The sequence below is a fragment of the Flagellimonas cixiensis genome, assembly GCF_042134615.1.
GTDB lineage: Bacteria > Bacteroidota > Bacteroidia > Flavobacteriales > Flavobacteriaceae > Flagellimonas > Flagellimonas cixiensis.
This window is the reverse complement of the sequence record NZ_CP169639.1, coordinates 23,002-38,202: the sequence shown is the minus strand read 5'-3', so window position 1 is coordinate 38,202 and position 15,201 is coordinate 23,002. Positions and strand designations below refer to the sequence as shown.

General features: G+C 39.9%; 14 protein-coding genes. 11 read left to right on the top strand and 3 right to left on the bottom strand.

The features are described from left to right. Positions 1–80 precede the first annotated feature (80 nt). A complete protein-coding gene (locus ABT310_RS00180) occupies positions 81–662 on the bottom strand; it encodes a non-canonical purine NTP diphosphatase (RefSeq protein WP_375324751.1) in 582 nt (193 codons plus the stop codon). A gap of 59 nt (positions 663–721) precedes the next feature. On the opposite strand from ABT310_RS00180, the gene ABT310_RS00175 reads away from it, so the two are divergent. Together ABT310_RS00175 and serA are read left to right on the top strand one after the other, a co-directional pair. After that, a complete protein-coding gene (locus tag ABT310_RS00175) occupies positions 722–1,174 on the top strand; it encodes a methyltransferase family protein (protein WP_375324750.1) in 453 nt (150 codons plus the stop codon). Positions 1,175–1,489: 315 nt separating this feature from the next. Continuing rightward, positions 1,490–3,382 (top strand): phosphoglycerate dehydrogenase, encoded by a 1,893-nt coding sequence (serA, locus tag ABT310_RS00170; RefSeq protein ID WP_375324749.1) that lies wholly within the window; start codon positions 1,490–1,492, stop codon positions 3,380–3,382. Between the two features lie 99 nt (positions 3,383–3,481). Here serA and rlmH read toward each other — a convergent pair whose 3' ends face one another. Continuing rightward, positions 3,482–3,955, bottom strand: a complete 474-nt coding sequence (gene rlmH / locus ABT310_RS00165) for a 23S rRNA (pseudouridine(1915)-N(3))-methyltransferase RlmH (RefSeq protein WP_375324748.1) — start codon at positions 3,953–3,955, stop codon at positions 3,482–3,484. A gap of 332 nt (positions 3,956–4,287) precedes the next feature. On the opposite strand from rlmH, the gene nadC reads away from it, so the two are divergent. From nadC to priA, 4 genes are read left to right on the top strand one after another with little or no spacing between them, the layout of a single operon-like run. After that, on the top strand, positions 4,288–5,145 hold the full coding sequence (nadC, locus tag ABT310_RS00160; protein WP_375324747.1) for a carboxylating nicotinate-nucleotide diphosphorylase: 858 nt from the start codon (positions 4,288–4,290) through the stop codon (positions 5,143–5,145). Further along, positions 5,146–6,126 carry a YihY/virulence factor BrkB family protein gene (locus tag ABT310_RS00155; RefSeq protein WP_375324746.1) on the top strand — a complete coding sequence of 327 codons (981 nt, stop codon included), beginning with the start codon at positions 5,146–5,148 and terminating at the stop codon, positions 6,124–6,126. It begins immediately after the preceding gene. Then, complete coding sequence (locus ABT310_RS00150) at positions 6,101–6,550, top strand: DUF2147 domain-containing protein (protein WP_375324745.1); 450 nt, start codon at positions 6,101–6,103, stop codon at positions 6,548–6,550. Before ABT310_RS00155 ends, ABT310_RS00150 begins: the two co-directional genes overlap by 26 nt. Positions 6,551–6,553: 3 nt before the next feature. Beyond that, on the top strand, positions 6,554–9,010 hold the full coding sequence (priA, locus tag ABT310_RS00145; RefSeq protein ID WP_375324744.1) for a primosomal protein N': 2,457 nt from the start codon (positions 6,554–6,556) through the stop codon (positions 9,008–9,010). A 7-nt stretch (positions 9,011–9,017) separates the two neighbouring features. Here the strand turns inward: priA and ABT310_RS00140 are convergent, their stop codons facing one another. Beyond that, complete coding sequence (locus tag ABT310_RS00140; protein WP_100818563.1) at positions 9,018–9,710, bottom strand: LytTR family DNA-binding domain-containing protein; 693 nt, start codon at positions 9,708–9,710, stop codon at positions 9,018–9,020. A gap of 237 nt (positions 9,711–9,947) precedes the next feature. Between ABT310_RS00140 and rpsF the strand changes: the two genes are divergently transcribed. The 5 genes from rpsF (at position 9,948) to ABT310_RS00115 (ending at position 14,812) form a co-directional block, all read left to right on the top strand. Beyond that, positions 9,948–10,286: a 30S ribosomal protein S6 gene (gene rpsF, locus ABT310_RS00135; protein ID WP_090295384.1), complete on the top strand. Its 339-nt coding sequence runs from the start codon at positions 9,948–9,950 to the stop codon at positions 10,284–10,286. A gap of 4 nt (positions 10,287–10,290) precedes the next feature. Beyond that, on the top strand, positions 10,291–10,587 hold the full coding sequence (gene rpsR, locus ABT310_RS00130; protein ID WP_055392375.1) for a 30S ribosomal protein S18: 297 nt from the start codon (positions 10,291–10,293) through the stop codon (positions 10,585–10,587). Between the two features lie 13 nt (positions 10,588–10,600). After that, positions 10,601–11,053 carry a 50S ribosomal protein L9 gene (gene rplI / locus ABT310_RS00125; protein ID WP_375324743.1) on the top strand — a complete coding sequence of 151 codons (453 nt, stop codon included), beginning with the start codon at positions 10,601–10,603 and terminating at the stop codon, positions 11,051–11,053. A gap of 95 nt (positions 11,054–11,148) precedes the next feature. Beyond that, positions 11,149–14,280, top strand: coding sequence for a carboxypeptidase regulatory-like domain-containing protein (locus tag ABT310_RS00120; protein WP_375324742.1), 3,132 nt, complete (start codon positions 11,149–11,151; stop codon positions 14,278–14,280). Between the two features lie 61 nt (positions 14,281–14,341). Further along, positions 14,342–14,812 (top strand): DUF6495 family protein, encoded by a 471-nt coding sequence (locus ABT310_RS00115; protein WP_375324741.1) that lies wholly within the window; start codon positions 14,342–14,344, stop codon positions 14,810–14,812. The last annotated feature ends 389 nt before the right edge of the window (positions 14,813–15,201 follow it).

The window sequence follows — 15,201 nt, the reverse complement described above, 5'->3', positions numbered from 1 at the left end:
TTTAAGCCCATCGCAACACCTTGCCCATACCGGCGGCGTTAATAAAGCGGCAAAGGTACGTTAAATTTATTCACTGGATGTTAGAAGGTGTTGTTTTTTAAAAAATCAACTAATTTTTGAATGGCCCTACCTCTATGACTAATAGTGTTTTTGGTCTCTGCGGGCAACTCACCAAAGGTGTTTTCATATCCGTTGGGCTTAAAAATAGGGTCGTACCCAAAACCACCCATGCCTTGTTCATTTTTAGTGATAATGCCCTGAACAATTCCCTCAAAAGCATAACTTTCTCCGTTTAGGTTCAGGTGGACCACCGTTTTAAAATGTGCATTACGGTTGCTTTTGCCCTCCAGTTCAGACAACAACTTTTGCATGTTGTGCTTGGCGTTTTTATGTTTGCCGGCGTATCGTGCGGAATAAACCCCAGGTGCTCCATCCAAGGCATCGACCAATAATCCCGTGTCATCGGAAAAACAGTTCAAACCATAGGTTTGGGTCACATAATCGGCTTTTATTTTGGCATTTTCTTCCAAAGTTTCACCTGTTTCTGGGATTTCATCAAAGCATTCAATGTCTTTTAAAGACAAAAGTTGAATGGATGAAGGAAGCAATTGCTGTACCTCCTTTAGTTTATGGTCGTTATGGGTGGCAAATACGAGTTTCAAATCAAAAAGGGTTCTATTTGAGACTCAAAAGTAGTAATTTCGAGTATTAACCTTATTGTATGAAAACTAAAGTCCCTCCTGTAGTAGTGATGTTGGTGTTCGCGGCACTGATGTATGTTTTGGATGCTTTTTTGCCCGTGGGTGAGTTCGATTTCTTTGGAAGAAATGCCCTGTCTTGGATATTGTTGGGTTTGGCAGCCCTTGTTGGGATGCTTTCTGTGGCACAATTTATTTTTAAAAAGACCACGGTAGATCCTTTAAAGCCCGAAAATGCCAATCATTTAGTGACCAAGGGAATTTACAATTACAGCCGTAACCCTATGTATTTGGCCCTTCTGCTTATTTTATTGGCCTTTGGTTTAAGGTTGGGCAATGCCTTTAACACCCTATTGGCTGCTGGGTTTGTGTATTGGATGAACCATTTTCAAATACAACCAGAGGAAGAGGTATTACAAAAGAAGTTTGGTCAGGAGTATAACATCTACTGTAAACTGACGAGAAGGTGGTTTTGATGGAGGTGGTTAATGGTCGAGGGTTGATGGTTGATGGTTGAGGGTTGCTGGTACAAGGTTATTAGATATTCGTGACCATTCGTGTAATTAGTGTCAATATTGATTTTGAGTTTGAACTTGAATTTGAGTTTGAACTTGAACCCAAACTTGCCATTTTGATTCCCCTAAATTGCAATAAGCAGTCTTTTGGGTGCCATTTGAAACAAATCGTAATAGATTTTTGATTTATCCGTAAATGTGTAAGGTTTTTAATAAGTTCCGATTAGAAGGATGGAATTTATGTTTAATTTTACTCCTTAATTTTTTACGCGGATCATGGTGGCAACAGGACGTAAATATGTTTTTGATTTTGATAGCACCCTAACTAGGGTAGAGGCATTGGATGTGCTGGCGGAAATGACCTTGGAGGGTAATCCTAAAAGGGAGGAGATTGTGGCCGAAATCCAAAAAATCACCAATTTAGGAATAGACGGAGATATTTCGTTCACTGAATCTTTGGAGCGAAGAATTCGTTTGCTAAGTGCCAACAAGGAAGATTTAGAGGATTTGGTAGTGGAGTTACGTCAAAAAATATCAAAATCCATCGCCACCAATAAAGAGTTCTTCGAAAAATACTCCGAGGATATTTATGTGATTTCCTGTGGATTCAAAGAGTTTATAGATCCTATTGTTGAAGAATATAACATTCCTTCCGACCGTGTATATGCCAATACCTTCAAATTTGATGCTGAAGGAAATATCATCGGCTTTGATGAAAACAATGTGTTGGCGGCCCATAACGGAAAAATAGAATGCTTAAAAAACTTGGACTTGGAAGGCGAGGTCCAGGTGATTGGTGACGGTTACAGTGATTATGTGATGCGTGAGGCTGGAATCGCCCATAAATTTTTTGCCTACACTGAAAATGTGCATCGTGACAAAGCGGCCAAAAATGCCGACCACGTAGCACCTAACCTAGATGAATTTTTATTTGTGAACGATTTGCCAAGAAACCTATCATACCCCAAGAATCGAATTAAAATATTATTACTGGAAAATGTACACCCTGCAGCTTTCGAAAATCTATCGGAAGAAGGTTTTTCAGTAGAATTGATAAAAACCAGTCTTTCTGAGGAAGACCTTATCGAGCGCATTAAGGGCGTTCACGTACTTGGGATACGTTCCAAAACCCAAGTAACCCAAAAAGTATTGGACGCTGCCGATAAATTGTTGGTGGTCGGCGCTTTTTGTATTGGAACTACCCAAATAGATTTGGAATACAGTAAAAAGAAAGGGGTGGTGGTCTTCAATGCACCGTACAGCAATACCCGTTCAGTGGTGGAGCTTGCCATTGGTCAGACCATTATGCTAATGCGTAGCATTTTTCCACGTAGTACAGAGATTCATAATGGTGAATGGAATAAAACTGCAGCAGGTTCCCAAGAAGTTCGCGGTAAAAATTTAGGTATTGTAGGTTACGGAAATATTGGTAAGCAAATGTCCGTTTTGGCAGAGGCCATGGGGATGAAGGTTTATTATTATGATGTAAACGACCAGTTGGCTATCGGTAATGCCATTAAATGTAGCACCTTGGAAGATTTATTGTCTGTTTCCGATGTTGTTACGTTACATGTGGATGACAATAAGGCCAACAAAAATTTTATTGGTGAACGAGAAATCAACCAAATGAAAAATGGTGCCAAGCTCATCAATCTTTCTCGTGGATTTGTGGTGGATATAGATGCTTTGGCCACGGCAATTAAAAGTGGCAAGCTGGGTGGCGCAGCTGTGGATGTTTTTCCAGTTGAGCCCCGAAGCAATGGTGATTTCGAAACACCGCTGCAAGGTTTGTCCAATGTAATTCTTACCCCACACATTGGTGGTAGTACCGAAGAAGCGCAACGAGATATCGCAGATTTTGTACCGAACAAAATCATGGATTACATCAATAGCGGAAATACGGTCGATGCCGTAAACTTTCCGAATATTCGTTTACCAAAGCAGAACAAAGCACACCGTTTCTTGCACATCCATAAAAATGTACCAGGCATCATGGCCAAAATCAATGAGGTATTGGCTAAATATGGCTTGAACATTACGGGGCAGTTCCTTTCAACAGATAGCGAAGTGGGATATGTGATTACCGATTTGGATAAGGAATATAACAAAGATGTCATCAAAGCCCTTAAGAAAATCGAGAATACCATCAAGTTTAGAGTACTTTACTAGTAGTTTGAAAAGCTAAGAGACAAGATCCTGGAGTTAAAAACCAAGAATCAAGAGCGTCTTGAATCTAAGTTTTTTTAAGGGGAGCGGTCTTTTATCTAATTATTGATGATGATAAGGCTCGTTTCGCAGAATGGTGAACCCACGATACACTTGTTCCACAATAAACAATCGAATCATTTGATGGGAAAAGGTCATTTTGGATAGACTGATTTTCCCTGAACTTTTCGTATAAACCGCATCGCTAAAACCATAAGGGCCACCAATCACCAGCACTAGGTTTTTAATACCGCTGTTCATTTGTTTTTGTAGGAATTGCGCAAAATCCATGGAAGTGTATTGTTTCCCTTTTTCATCCAACAATATTAAAGTATCTATAGGTTGAAGTTGGGCCAAAATCAGTTCGCCCTCTTTTTCCTTTTGTTGGGCTTCAGAGAGGTTTTTTCTGTTTTTTATATCGGGAATAATTTCCATTTGAAACTTGATATAGTGCTTTAACCGCTTTTCGTAAACGGATATAAGCTCTTCAAGTTCAGACTTATCGGTTTTTCCAATGGCAAGTAAGGTAATCTGCATGGTCAAAAATAGATTATTAAAGTGAAAAGAGGAAGTTTGCTTTAATTTGAAAAACGCAAGTCGAAACATCAAGTTCAATATCAAAAAGAGTTGTTGTCGATTTATCTTAAAAACCCAGTCCATGCATTATACTACGAATCGTTATATTGAAAAGTATTTCTCTCTGTAGGTGTAATTATTAGCCATTTAGGTGAATTATTTTGGGTTTGTACCTGAACTTAAGTCATTTAGCTAAAACCTATAATGGCATCCTCAAATACGCTCAATAACTCAGTACTTAATTAGCCCAACAACAGCTATGTTTTTACTATTTTCGTTAAAACCCCAATGGGATGATATCTGAAGAACAATTTAAAAACGAACTTAATTTAATCATTGCCAATGCCGTACGAGAGGATGTTGGTGATGGCGACCATAGCTCTTTAGCCTGTATTCCTGAATCGGCAAAGGGTAAAGCGAAACTTTTGGTTAAGGATGAAGGCATAATTGCGGGCGTTGATTTCGCCAAAATGGTTTTCGACTATGTAGACCCCGAATTAAAAGTAGAGGTCTTGATGGGAGATGGTGATAAGGTGAAATACGGCGATGTGGTATTTTATGTGGAAGGTAGCTCACAAAGTATTTTAAAAGCGGAACGCTTGGTGTTGAACGCCATGCAGCGTATGAGTGCCATTGCGACCAAAACCCATGATTTCGTTTCCATTTTGGACGGCACCGACACCAAAATTTTGGATACCCGAAAAACAACACCTGGTATTCGTGCTTTGGAAAAATGGGCCGTGAAAATCGGGGGCGGAGAAAACCATCGATTTGCTTTGTACGATATGATCATGCTTAAAGACAACCATATCGATTTTGCAGGAGGTATCTCCAGGGCCATTCAAAAAACGAAAGATTATTTAGCCGAAAAGAATAAAGATCTGAAGATAATTGTTGAGGCAAGAGATTTAAAAGAAGTCGATGAAATTTTGAAAGCAGGAGATGTGTACCGCATCCTACTCGATAATTTTGATTACGACGATACTCGCGAAGCAGTACAAAAAATAGGGGAGCATTGCCTAACCGAATCCTCAGGTGGAATTACCGAGGACACCATTCGCAAATATGCCGAATGTGGCGTAAATTATATTTCCTCTGGTGCCTTAACGCATTCTGTTTATAATATGGACCTAAGTTTAAAAGCCGTTTAAATGTCTGCAGCCATAGAAGAGCAGTTGGAAAAAATACCCGTAGTCAATTGGATAGTACGGTTATTAAAAAACATAAAGCTAAAAGCTTTTGAGGGACTCTCTTTCTATGATTTGATTGAAATGTATGTGGTTGGCGTGGTCCAAGGGGCATTGTCCACAAGAGCGAGCTCCATTGCCTTCAGTCTTTTTATGGCTTTGTTTCCATTGATTATTTTTATGGTGACACTTATTCCATTCATCATACCTTATGTAAGTGTGGGAAATGAGAATTTTGACGCACAATTTTTAGATTTTTTGGAGTCTTTTTTACCATCAGCAACCAGTGATTATTTTGGGGATATTTACCAGCAAATCAAAGACCAAAAACAAGGGGGACTACTATCTTCTTCCTTTATTTTGTCCATTTTTTTAGTGGCCAATGGGGTGAATGCCATTTTTGGAGGATTTGAATATTCCTATCACGTACAGTTGACCCGTAACTTTTTTAGGCAATACGCCTATGCTTTAATGGTGGGATTGATTTTGTCCGTCTTATTGATTATAGGGGCCGTGGCTTTTGTGTATTTCGAATTCTATATTGTGGAATACGCTAGCGAATACCTTGGGAAAACCATGGGCTACGATATAGAAAAGGGAGATGCCGTGGGTATTCAGATTGCCAAAGCACTATTTTTTCTTTTCTTGTCGTACATGACCACTGCCATTCTTTATTATTTTGGTACTGCAGAGGGTAGAAAAGCACGGTTTTTCTCTGCGGGTGCTTTAATGACCACCTTATTGTTCTTGCTCACCTCTTTTCTGTTCGGTATTTATGTAGATAAGTTTGCCCGATACAACGAATTGTATGGTGCTCTGGGAGGTTTGTTGATATTAATGGTATTTATTTGGCTCAATTCAAATATCTTGTTGCTTGGTTTTGAATTAAATGCCACACTGAACTCCTTAAAAAAAAGACATGAAAAGAACCAGAGCACGGAATAATTGGATGTATTTAATGTGTTTTCTGTTTTGTCAGATCACATGGTCGCAATCCGTTTTTGGAAAGTGGAAAACAATTGATGACCGCAACGGGATTAACAAGGCTATCATAGAGATTTACGAGGAAGATGGTTTAATGCATGCCAAGGTTGTTGAAATTTTGGAAGAAGGAAAAAAAGGAGCGCTGTGTACCAAATGTGATGGAGAAAAAAAAGATAAACCCATACTTGGAATGAAGATCATGCAAGATTTTGAAGAGCACAAGGATGGTGTTTATAAAGGTGATAGTTTGTTTGACCCAGAACAGGCCATGACATTTAAAGGAAAGGTGTGGTTGGATGAGGATAATGAAAACAGATTGAAGGTTCGCGGATATTTGGCATTTTTGTATCGAACGCAAACATGGCATAGGGTAGAAGAGGAATAGCGTATGGAATATTTTTTGGATGTTGTACTGCCCATTCCGTTAGAAAAGCTCTTCACCTATAAAATTACTTCTGTTGAGGCTGATTTTATTGAGGCTGGAATGCGCGTGGCTGTGCCCTTTGGGAAATCCAAAATCTACACAGGATTGGCCTATCGGATACATCAAAATGCTCCACAGGCCTATGAAGCCAAAGAAATTTATCAAATTCTAGACGAATTCCCCGTCGTAACAACAATCCAATTAAAACATTGGCACTGGTTGGCCGATTATTATATGTGTACTTTGGGTGAAGTAATTCGCAGTGCACTCCCCACAGCATTCTTATTGGAAAGTGAAACCTTGGTTTTGCCCAATAAAAATGCGGAAGTGGACGAAATGGATCTCAAGGATGATGAGTTTTTGGTATATGAAGCGCTGCAACATCAATCCGCATTAAAAATATCCGAGGTGTGCGACATTGTGGACAAAAAAAATGTGATGAAGTTGGTCAACACATTGGTTCAAAAAGGGATAGTACTGCAAAAAGAAGAGCTTTATGAGCAGTACAAGCCCAAAATGGTTCGCTATGTGAAACTTTCCGAGCAATACGAAGACGAAGCCCAATTGGCCGATTTATTGAACGAACTTACCCGAGCACCGAAGCAAAGCCAGGTTATTTTGTCCTTATTTCAATTAAAGGCTAAAAACAACAAGCCCATTCCCATTTCCGAATTGGAAAAGGAAAGCGGGAGTTCACGGGCTGTAATCAAAGCATTGATTGACAAAAATGTGCTGGAAGAATACCACATAAGAAAAGATAGGGTAGCGTTTGATGGAGATTCAGGAGAAGCCAAAACCATCAACTTAAATGAATATCAAACCAAAGCCCTTGAGGATATTAACCAAGGGTTTGAAGAAGAAAAACCAGTACTGTTGCACGGGGTGACTTCTGCTGGAAAAACCGAAGTATACGTTAAGTTGATTCAAAAGTGTTTGGAGGAGGGAAAACAGGCATTGTATCTTTTGCCCGAAATTGCCCTTACTTCTCAACTCATCAATAGGTTGCAACATTATTTTGGGGGGCAAGTGGCAGTGTATCATTCCAAATACAGTATTCACGAGAGGGTAGAGGTATGGAACAACGTATTGAAAAATGCGGAAAAGGCCCAGATTGTGATTGGTGCTCGGTCGTCCTTGTTTTTACCTTTTTCCCATTTAGGATTGGTAGTGGTCGATGAGGAACATGAGAATTCCTTTAAACAATTTGACCCCGCTCCACGTTATCATGCTCGCGATGCTGCAGTGGTGCTGGCAGGCTTGCACAAAGCGCATATTGTTTTGGGCTCTGCAACCCCAAGCATTGAAAGTATGCACAATGCCAAAATAGGCAAATACGGCTTTGCATCCATTAAGCACAGGTTTGGGGATGTATTGATGCCCGACATCAATTTGGTGGATATTAAAGAGGCCACCCGAAAGAAGAAGATGAAAGGGCATTTTTCGGAAATGTTTATTGAAGCCATCACAGAAGCCTTGGAAGAAGGGGAACAAATCATTCTTTTTCAAAATCGGCGAGGATTTGCCCCAGTCGTGGAATGCACTACTTGTGGTCACGTGGCCCAATGCCCCAATTGTGATGTAAGTCTGACTTTTCATCAACATAGAAACCAATTAAGATGCCATTATTGTGGCTATCATATGGCGCTGCAACAAGCGTGTTTGGCCTGTGGAAGTCATACTTTGGATAAAAAAGGGTTCGGAACGGAGCAGATTCAGGAAGAATTGAGGCAATTATTTCCAAAAATTAAGGTGGGCCGCATGGATTTGGATACCACTCGTGGGAAATATGCCTATGAAAAAATCATTTCAGCCTTTGAAAACCAAGAAATGGACATTTTAGTGGGGACTCAAATGGTAACCAAGGGTCTCGATTTTAGAAATGTGAGCTTGGTGGGCATCATGAATGCCGATTCTATGTTGAACTTTCCTGATTATCGAGCCCATGAACGTAGTTTTCAAATGTTGACGCAGGTGGCAGGTAGGGCAGGGCGTACCCAAAAAAGAGGAAAGGTGCTCATACAAACCTATAATCCCTACCATCAAATTTTACAGCAGGTTACTACCAACAATTACGATAAAATGTTCGAAGAACAGTTTTACGAGCGAGAGCAGTTTAAGTACCCACCTTTGGTGCGTCTCATAAAAATTACCTTAAAGGATAAAGATTATAATAAATTGAACGAAGCTGCTGATTGGATGGCAGGTTCGTTGCGAAATGTTCTTGGTCATCACATCTTGGGGCCAGAATATCCACCTGTTGCCCGTATCCGAAGGGATTATTTGAAAAATATACTCATTAAGCTTCCCAGAAAACAGCCGTTGGCACAAACAAAAAATAGCATTAAAAGAATTGAAAAGTCCTTTAATGCTATTTCCAAGTATAAAAGTGTAAGACTGGTCTACAATGTGGACCACATATAAAATGTAATTATACGTTTGCCAGCGCTTCGGCCAACTCAGTCTTTTTGTTTCTACTCAAAGGAATCTGTCTGCCCCCTACTTCAACATTTTTACTGTTGAATTTCTCAATCTTCTCCAGATTCACAATATAAGATTTATGGATTCGTAGAAATTTTTCGGCAGGCAATTGCTTTTCGAAAGATTTCATGGTGGATAGGATTACGATATTGGCTTCGTCTGTCACCAATTTAATGTAATCGCCCAATGCTTCGATCCATTTAATGTCGTTAAGGATCACCTTTCGTTTTTTAAGGTTGCTCTTAACAAAAATATGTTCTTCGTCTTCATCAACGCGGTTCATTTGCTCGTATTTCGCAACGGCTCTTTTTACAGAGGCTTCAAAACGGGCCAAAGTGATAGGCTTGTGAAGATAATCGGTTACGTCGTAGTCAAACGCTTTAAGTGCATAATCAGGTTTTCCGGTAATCAAAATAACCTGTGGTGGGTTCTCTAGGGCCTCTAAAAGGTCAAAACCACTAATAATTGGCATCTCAACATCTAAAAAGATAAGGTCGATTTCGTGGTTTTTCAGGCCATTCTTTGCTTCAATGGCATTGCTGTACTCTGCAACCAAAGCGAGGTGTGGATGATTGTTGACCAATTTCGCAACAGCCATGCGCTGCATGGAAGAATCGTCTACAATTATACTTTTTAATTTCATAGAATGGGGTGATTTGTAGGGTTTTAAATCATCGGCAAATTACATAAAAAAGACGTTTAACAGCAACAAAAGATGTAAACATGGTCTATTTTGTTGTGTAAATTGCCATATGCGTTATTTAGGTTAATTGGGTGCATCAATGTTGATAACTTACAGAATTTAAACGAAGTTTTTTTGGTTTTCTTGCAAGGGGAAAGAAATATTACTAATTTTGCGCTCCTTTAAAAATATTATATAATGAACCATTACGAAACTGTTTTCATTTTGAATCCCGTTCTGTCTGAAACACAGATAGAGGAAACAGTCAAGAAATTTGAGGATTTCTTGATTAAGAATGGTGCCAAAATGGTCTCCAAAGAAAACTGGGGACTTAAAAAATTGGCCTATCCCATTCAGCACAAGAAAAGTGGATTTTACCACTTGTTCGAATTTACAGCTCCAGGTGAGGTAATTGAACCTTACGAAACTGAGTTTAGAAGAGATGAGCGCATCATGCGTTTTCTAACCGTTAGACTGGACAAGCACGCAATTGCTTGGGCAGAGAAGAGAAGAAACAAACTAAAAGCAAACGCATAAGGGTATGGCATCCATAGAGCAACAAGCAAAATCAAAAAAAGACGGGGAAATCAGATATTTGACCCCGTTGAACATTGAGACCAATAAACAAAAGAAGTATTGTCGTTTCAAAAAGTCTGGCATCAAGTATATCGATTACAAAGACCCAGATTTCTTGATGAAGTTGGTAAACGAGCAAGGTAAATTACTTCCTCGTAGACTTACAGGTACTTCCTTGAAATACCAAAGAAAAGTGGCACAGGCCGTTAAACGTGCCCGTCACCTAGCGTTAATGCCGTATGTTGGCGATATGTTGAAATAAAAAATACCAAAGCATGGAACTTATTCTAAAAGAAGATGTACAGGATTTGGGATTTAAAGATGATATCGTTACCGTAAAGAACGGTTACGGCAGAAACTTTTTGATCCCTCAAGGTTTGGCCTCATTGGCTACCCCATCTGCCAAAAAAGTTTTGGCTGAAAACCTTAAACAAAGAGCTCATAAAGAGAAAAAGATAATCGACGAGGCTACTAAAATTGCCGAAGCACTTAAACAATTGGAAATCCGTATCGCTGCTAAAGCAGGTGCTGGAGACAAATTGTTTGGATCTGTGACCAATATTGATTTGGCCGCTGCTTTGGACAAAGAAGGTCACCAAATCGATAGAAAATTTATTAGTATCAAAGGAGGGGCTATCAAAAGAGTAGGTCCTTATGAAGCTATCATCAGACTACACAGAGAGGTAATCGTAGAATTCCCATTTGAAGTAGTTGCTGAAGCAAACTAAAAGTTAAATTTTCGTTAATAAATTTGAAAGAGCTGTGCATGCACAGCTCTTTTTTTTGTCTAAGTTTGTAGGAAACTAAAACTAACTGACTTGTTATGCGGAAATTACTTCTTTCTGGACTGCTATTTTTCTTAGCAATCACAGCTACTTTTGCACAAGTTACAACCTCCAACATTAGAGGCTTGGTAACTGACGATCAAAGCGCTCCTTTATTTGGGGCCAATGTTGTTGCGGTGCACACACCTACAGGAACACGTTATGGAGCAATAACCAACGAAGACGGAAGGTTTAACCTGCTCAATCTCCGTGTTGGTGGCCCTTATGAGGTGACCATTTCATATGTGGGTTTTGCTACCAGCATTGAATCTGAAATTTATTTGGCATTGGGTAAAACGTACAACCACGATGTAATGTTGGTTTCCGATAGTCAACAATTGGATGAGGTGGTCGTAGTTTCCGATGTATCTGGAACCTTTGGGAGTGACCGTACGGGTGCTGAAACCAGTGTAGGAAGAAGGGAACTGACTAGATTGCCCACCATTTCAAGGTCGACCAACGATTTTACGCGTTTGGAACCGACAGCCAGTAACGGCTCTTTTGCAGGTAGAAATGATCAGTTCAACAATTTCTCTTTGGACGGTGCCATTTTCAATAACCCCTTTGGATTGGATGCGGCCCAACCAGGTGGTCAAACCGATGCTAACCCCATTTCTATCGATGCGATAGACCAAATACAAGTAACCACTGCGCCTTACGACGTTACCCAATCAGGTTTCACCGGGGCCTCTGTTAATGCGGTAACTAAGAGTGGTACCAATGAATTTTATGGAACCGTTTACGGATTTTATCGTAATGAAGACCTTACTGGTGGTAAAGTAAAAGGAGAGGATGTGTTCAAGGCTGACTTAAGTCAGACACAATACGGTATCAGTATTGGCGGTCCCATTGTTAAAAATAAATTGTTCTTCTTTGCCAACTTTGAAAAAGATGATAGAACCGATTTAGGTAGTGCTGGGTTTGTTCCCAATAGAGGATCAGGGGGAATCAACGAATCTAGAGTATTGGCTTCCGATTTTGAATTGGTGTCCAATATTTTAAGTCAAGTTTCCATCGGAAATGGTGAATTCTACGATCCAGGAAGGTTTGAAGGCTTCAATTTTGATCAAGAATCCACCAAGGGTATCTTCAAGTTGGATTGGAACATTAATGAAAATAACCGATTGGCGATTATTTATAACTTCTTGAACGCCTCAAAAGAAAAACCCGCCCACCCAACCGCCTTGGGTTTTAGGGGACCGAACTTGACCACCCTTCAATTTGAAAATGCTGGATATGAGATCAACAATAAGATTAGGTCCGTACAAGTGGAATTGAACTCAACACTTTCTGATGAAGCCATCAATAAATTACAAGTAGGTTACACCCATTTCGATGATTTTAGAAATCCTAAGTCAACCCCAGCACCGACCATTACATTGTTGGATGAAAATGGAAGTTCAAACTACATCATAGCAGGGCATGAACCTTTTTCCATCAACAATAGATTGGACCAAAAGGTGTTTCAGTTGACCAATAACCTAAACTTTTTTAAGGGCGACCATACCTTTACTGTTGGATTTTCCTTTGAAAGATTTGAGTTCGACAACTCCTTTAATTTGGGCGCCTATGGAGCACAAGGGGTATTTTTCCCAACGGGTTCCATTGCTGATTTCCGTGACCCAGCCAACGAAGCTAGTTTAGTGGCCTTCTATCAAGATGCGTTCAACACTGCCATTGCAGCCAACAATTCATTAAGTGCCAACGGCGAAGGCAATCTTGGTGGATGGGCGTTGGCAGAGACCAATGTGGGTCAAATGGCATTTTACCTTCAAGATGAGTGGAATGCAACCGAAAACTTTAAATTGACCTATGGTATTCGTTTTGATAAACCACTTTACTTTGATTCTGCCGAAAAGGCCCAAGATGTAATCGATGTAGCACCTGCATATGTGCCAGACATTCCTTATGTAAATCCAAATAATGGGGAAACTGTATTTTTTGATTCGACCCAAATGCCAACCGATGATTGGTTGATTTCACCAAGAGTGGGTTTCAATTGGGATACATTCGGCGACAATACCCTTCAAATTAGAGGTGGAACAGGTGTATTTACGGGACGTTTCCCATTTGTATGGTTGGGCAACCAAATTGCCAACCCCAATGTATTCTTCTATCAAGTGGTAGATCCAGATTACAACTGGCCACAAGTATGGAGAAGTAGTCTTGGCGCAGATTTTAAATTTGACAACGGACTTATTCTTACCACTGATTTATCCTATTCCAAAGACATCAACGGCCCACACGTGCAAAACTGGGGATTGTTACCTCCGTCTGAAACCCTTCAAGGCGTGGATAACAGACCTGTTTATGCAGCAGATGATTTGATAAACAATGCCTATGTCTTCTCTAATTCAGACAAGGGAAGAATTTGGAATGCAGTGGTTAAAGCACAAAAAACATGGGATAATGGTTTATTCGCAAGTTTGGCCTACAGTTATTTAAATTCCAAAGATGTAAACTCCATTGAAGCAGAAATTACAGGGGATGCTTTTGTGGCCAATGCCATTTCAGGCAATGCCAACGATGATGTATTGTCCTATTCCAGATATGGAGATACACATAGATTTGTTGGGGTTATATCCAAAGCGTTCAATACGGGAACTACAGTTTCTGCTTTTTATGAATATGCCCAGGGAGGAAGGTACAACTACATTTATGGAGGGGATATCAATAATGATGGGTCCAGTATCAATGATCTATTGTACATTCCAACAGCATCGGAAGTATCCCAAATGAACTTTAGTGGAGCAGGACAGGCCGAAGCTTTTGAAGCTTTCATCCAACAAGATGATTACCTAAGCGACCACAGGGGAGAATATGCAGAACGTTACGGTGCATTGGCGCCGTGGAGAGGACGTTGGGACCTTAAAATTCTTCAGGATATAAAAATATTGGAGAAAAACACCATTCAGTTGAGTTTGGATGTGTTGAATGTAGGTAACTTGATCAGTTCCGATTGGGGCGTGGTACAAATCCCTACCAACCAACAAGTTTTGGGGGTAACTGTTGACGACAACAATGTGCCCACCTATACTTTTGATGCGAATATGATGGACACTTTTAGTTACGACACCAGTTTGTTGTCCAGATGGCAGGCCCAATTCGGCGTTCGCTATATTTTCAATTAAAAGAATAGCATTAAAGTTTAAAAAGGCTGCGCAAAAGTGCAGCCTTTTTTATTTTTGCAGCATGAAGTACAAAAGACTTTCTAAAGAACAATTGGAAGAACTGCACCCGGAGTTCATTAATTTTTTGGCGACCCAATCCATTACGGCCGATGAATGGAAAACCTTAAAGGAGGAGAAGCCAGAAGTGGCCGAAGAAGAAATCGATGTGTTTAGCGATTTGATTTGGGAAGGTGTGTTGAACAAGGTGGAATATTTAGAAAACATATCCGAGCGCCACATGCACCTGTTTCATTTGACAGATAAGGAGATGAAACTTCTCTCCGTTAAAGTGATGAATCCCGAAATCGATTTGCGCACCCAAGAAGGTTTTGGCTGGTTCAAGCGTAATTTTCAATCCGACTTTGTGGAATACCTTTCCGCATCCAAAGCATATGGAGAGGATAAAAACCTGGATAAGTTCGAAATCATAAAACAAGGGGCCGTTATTACCAAAGGTGAATTGTACCAATGGTTTGAGCAGATTATGGAGTAATTTCAGATTTTAGAAATCAGATTTAATATTCGAGATGATTTGTCGACTTGAGTGGACTTTAGAGGTGTATTTCTTTGATACAAGAATTAAGATCCAAGATTTATGTCATTCTGAAAGAGCGAAGCGACTGAAGAATCTTATTTTGAGTGTTTTTGAGATGCTTCACTACGTTCAGCATGACAATGACGGTATATTGTCATTCTGAAAGAGCGAAGCGACTGAAGAATCTAATATTTGTTTTAGTGTTTTTTTGAGATGCTTCACTACGTTCAGCATGACAGTTCTTCAACTTTTGTCATTCTACAAGCGCTTTGCGATTGAAGAATCCTTTTACCCTTTATCATTTCACCTTTCTACGATAAGTCAAAACCGTATATTTGCACGAGAAT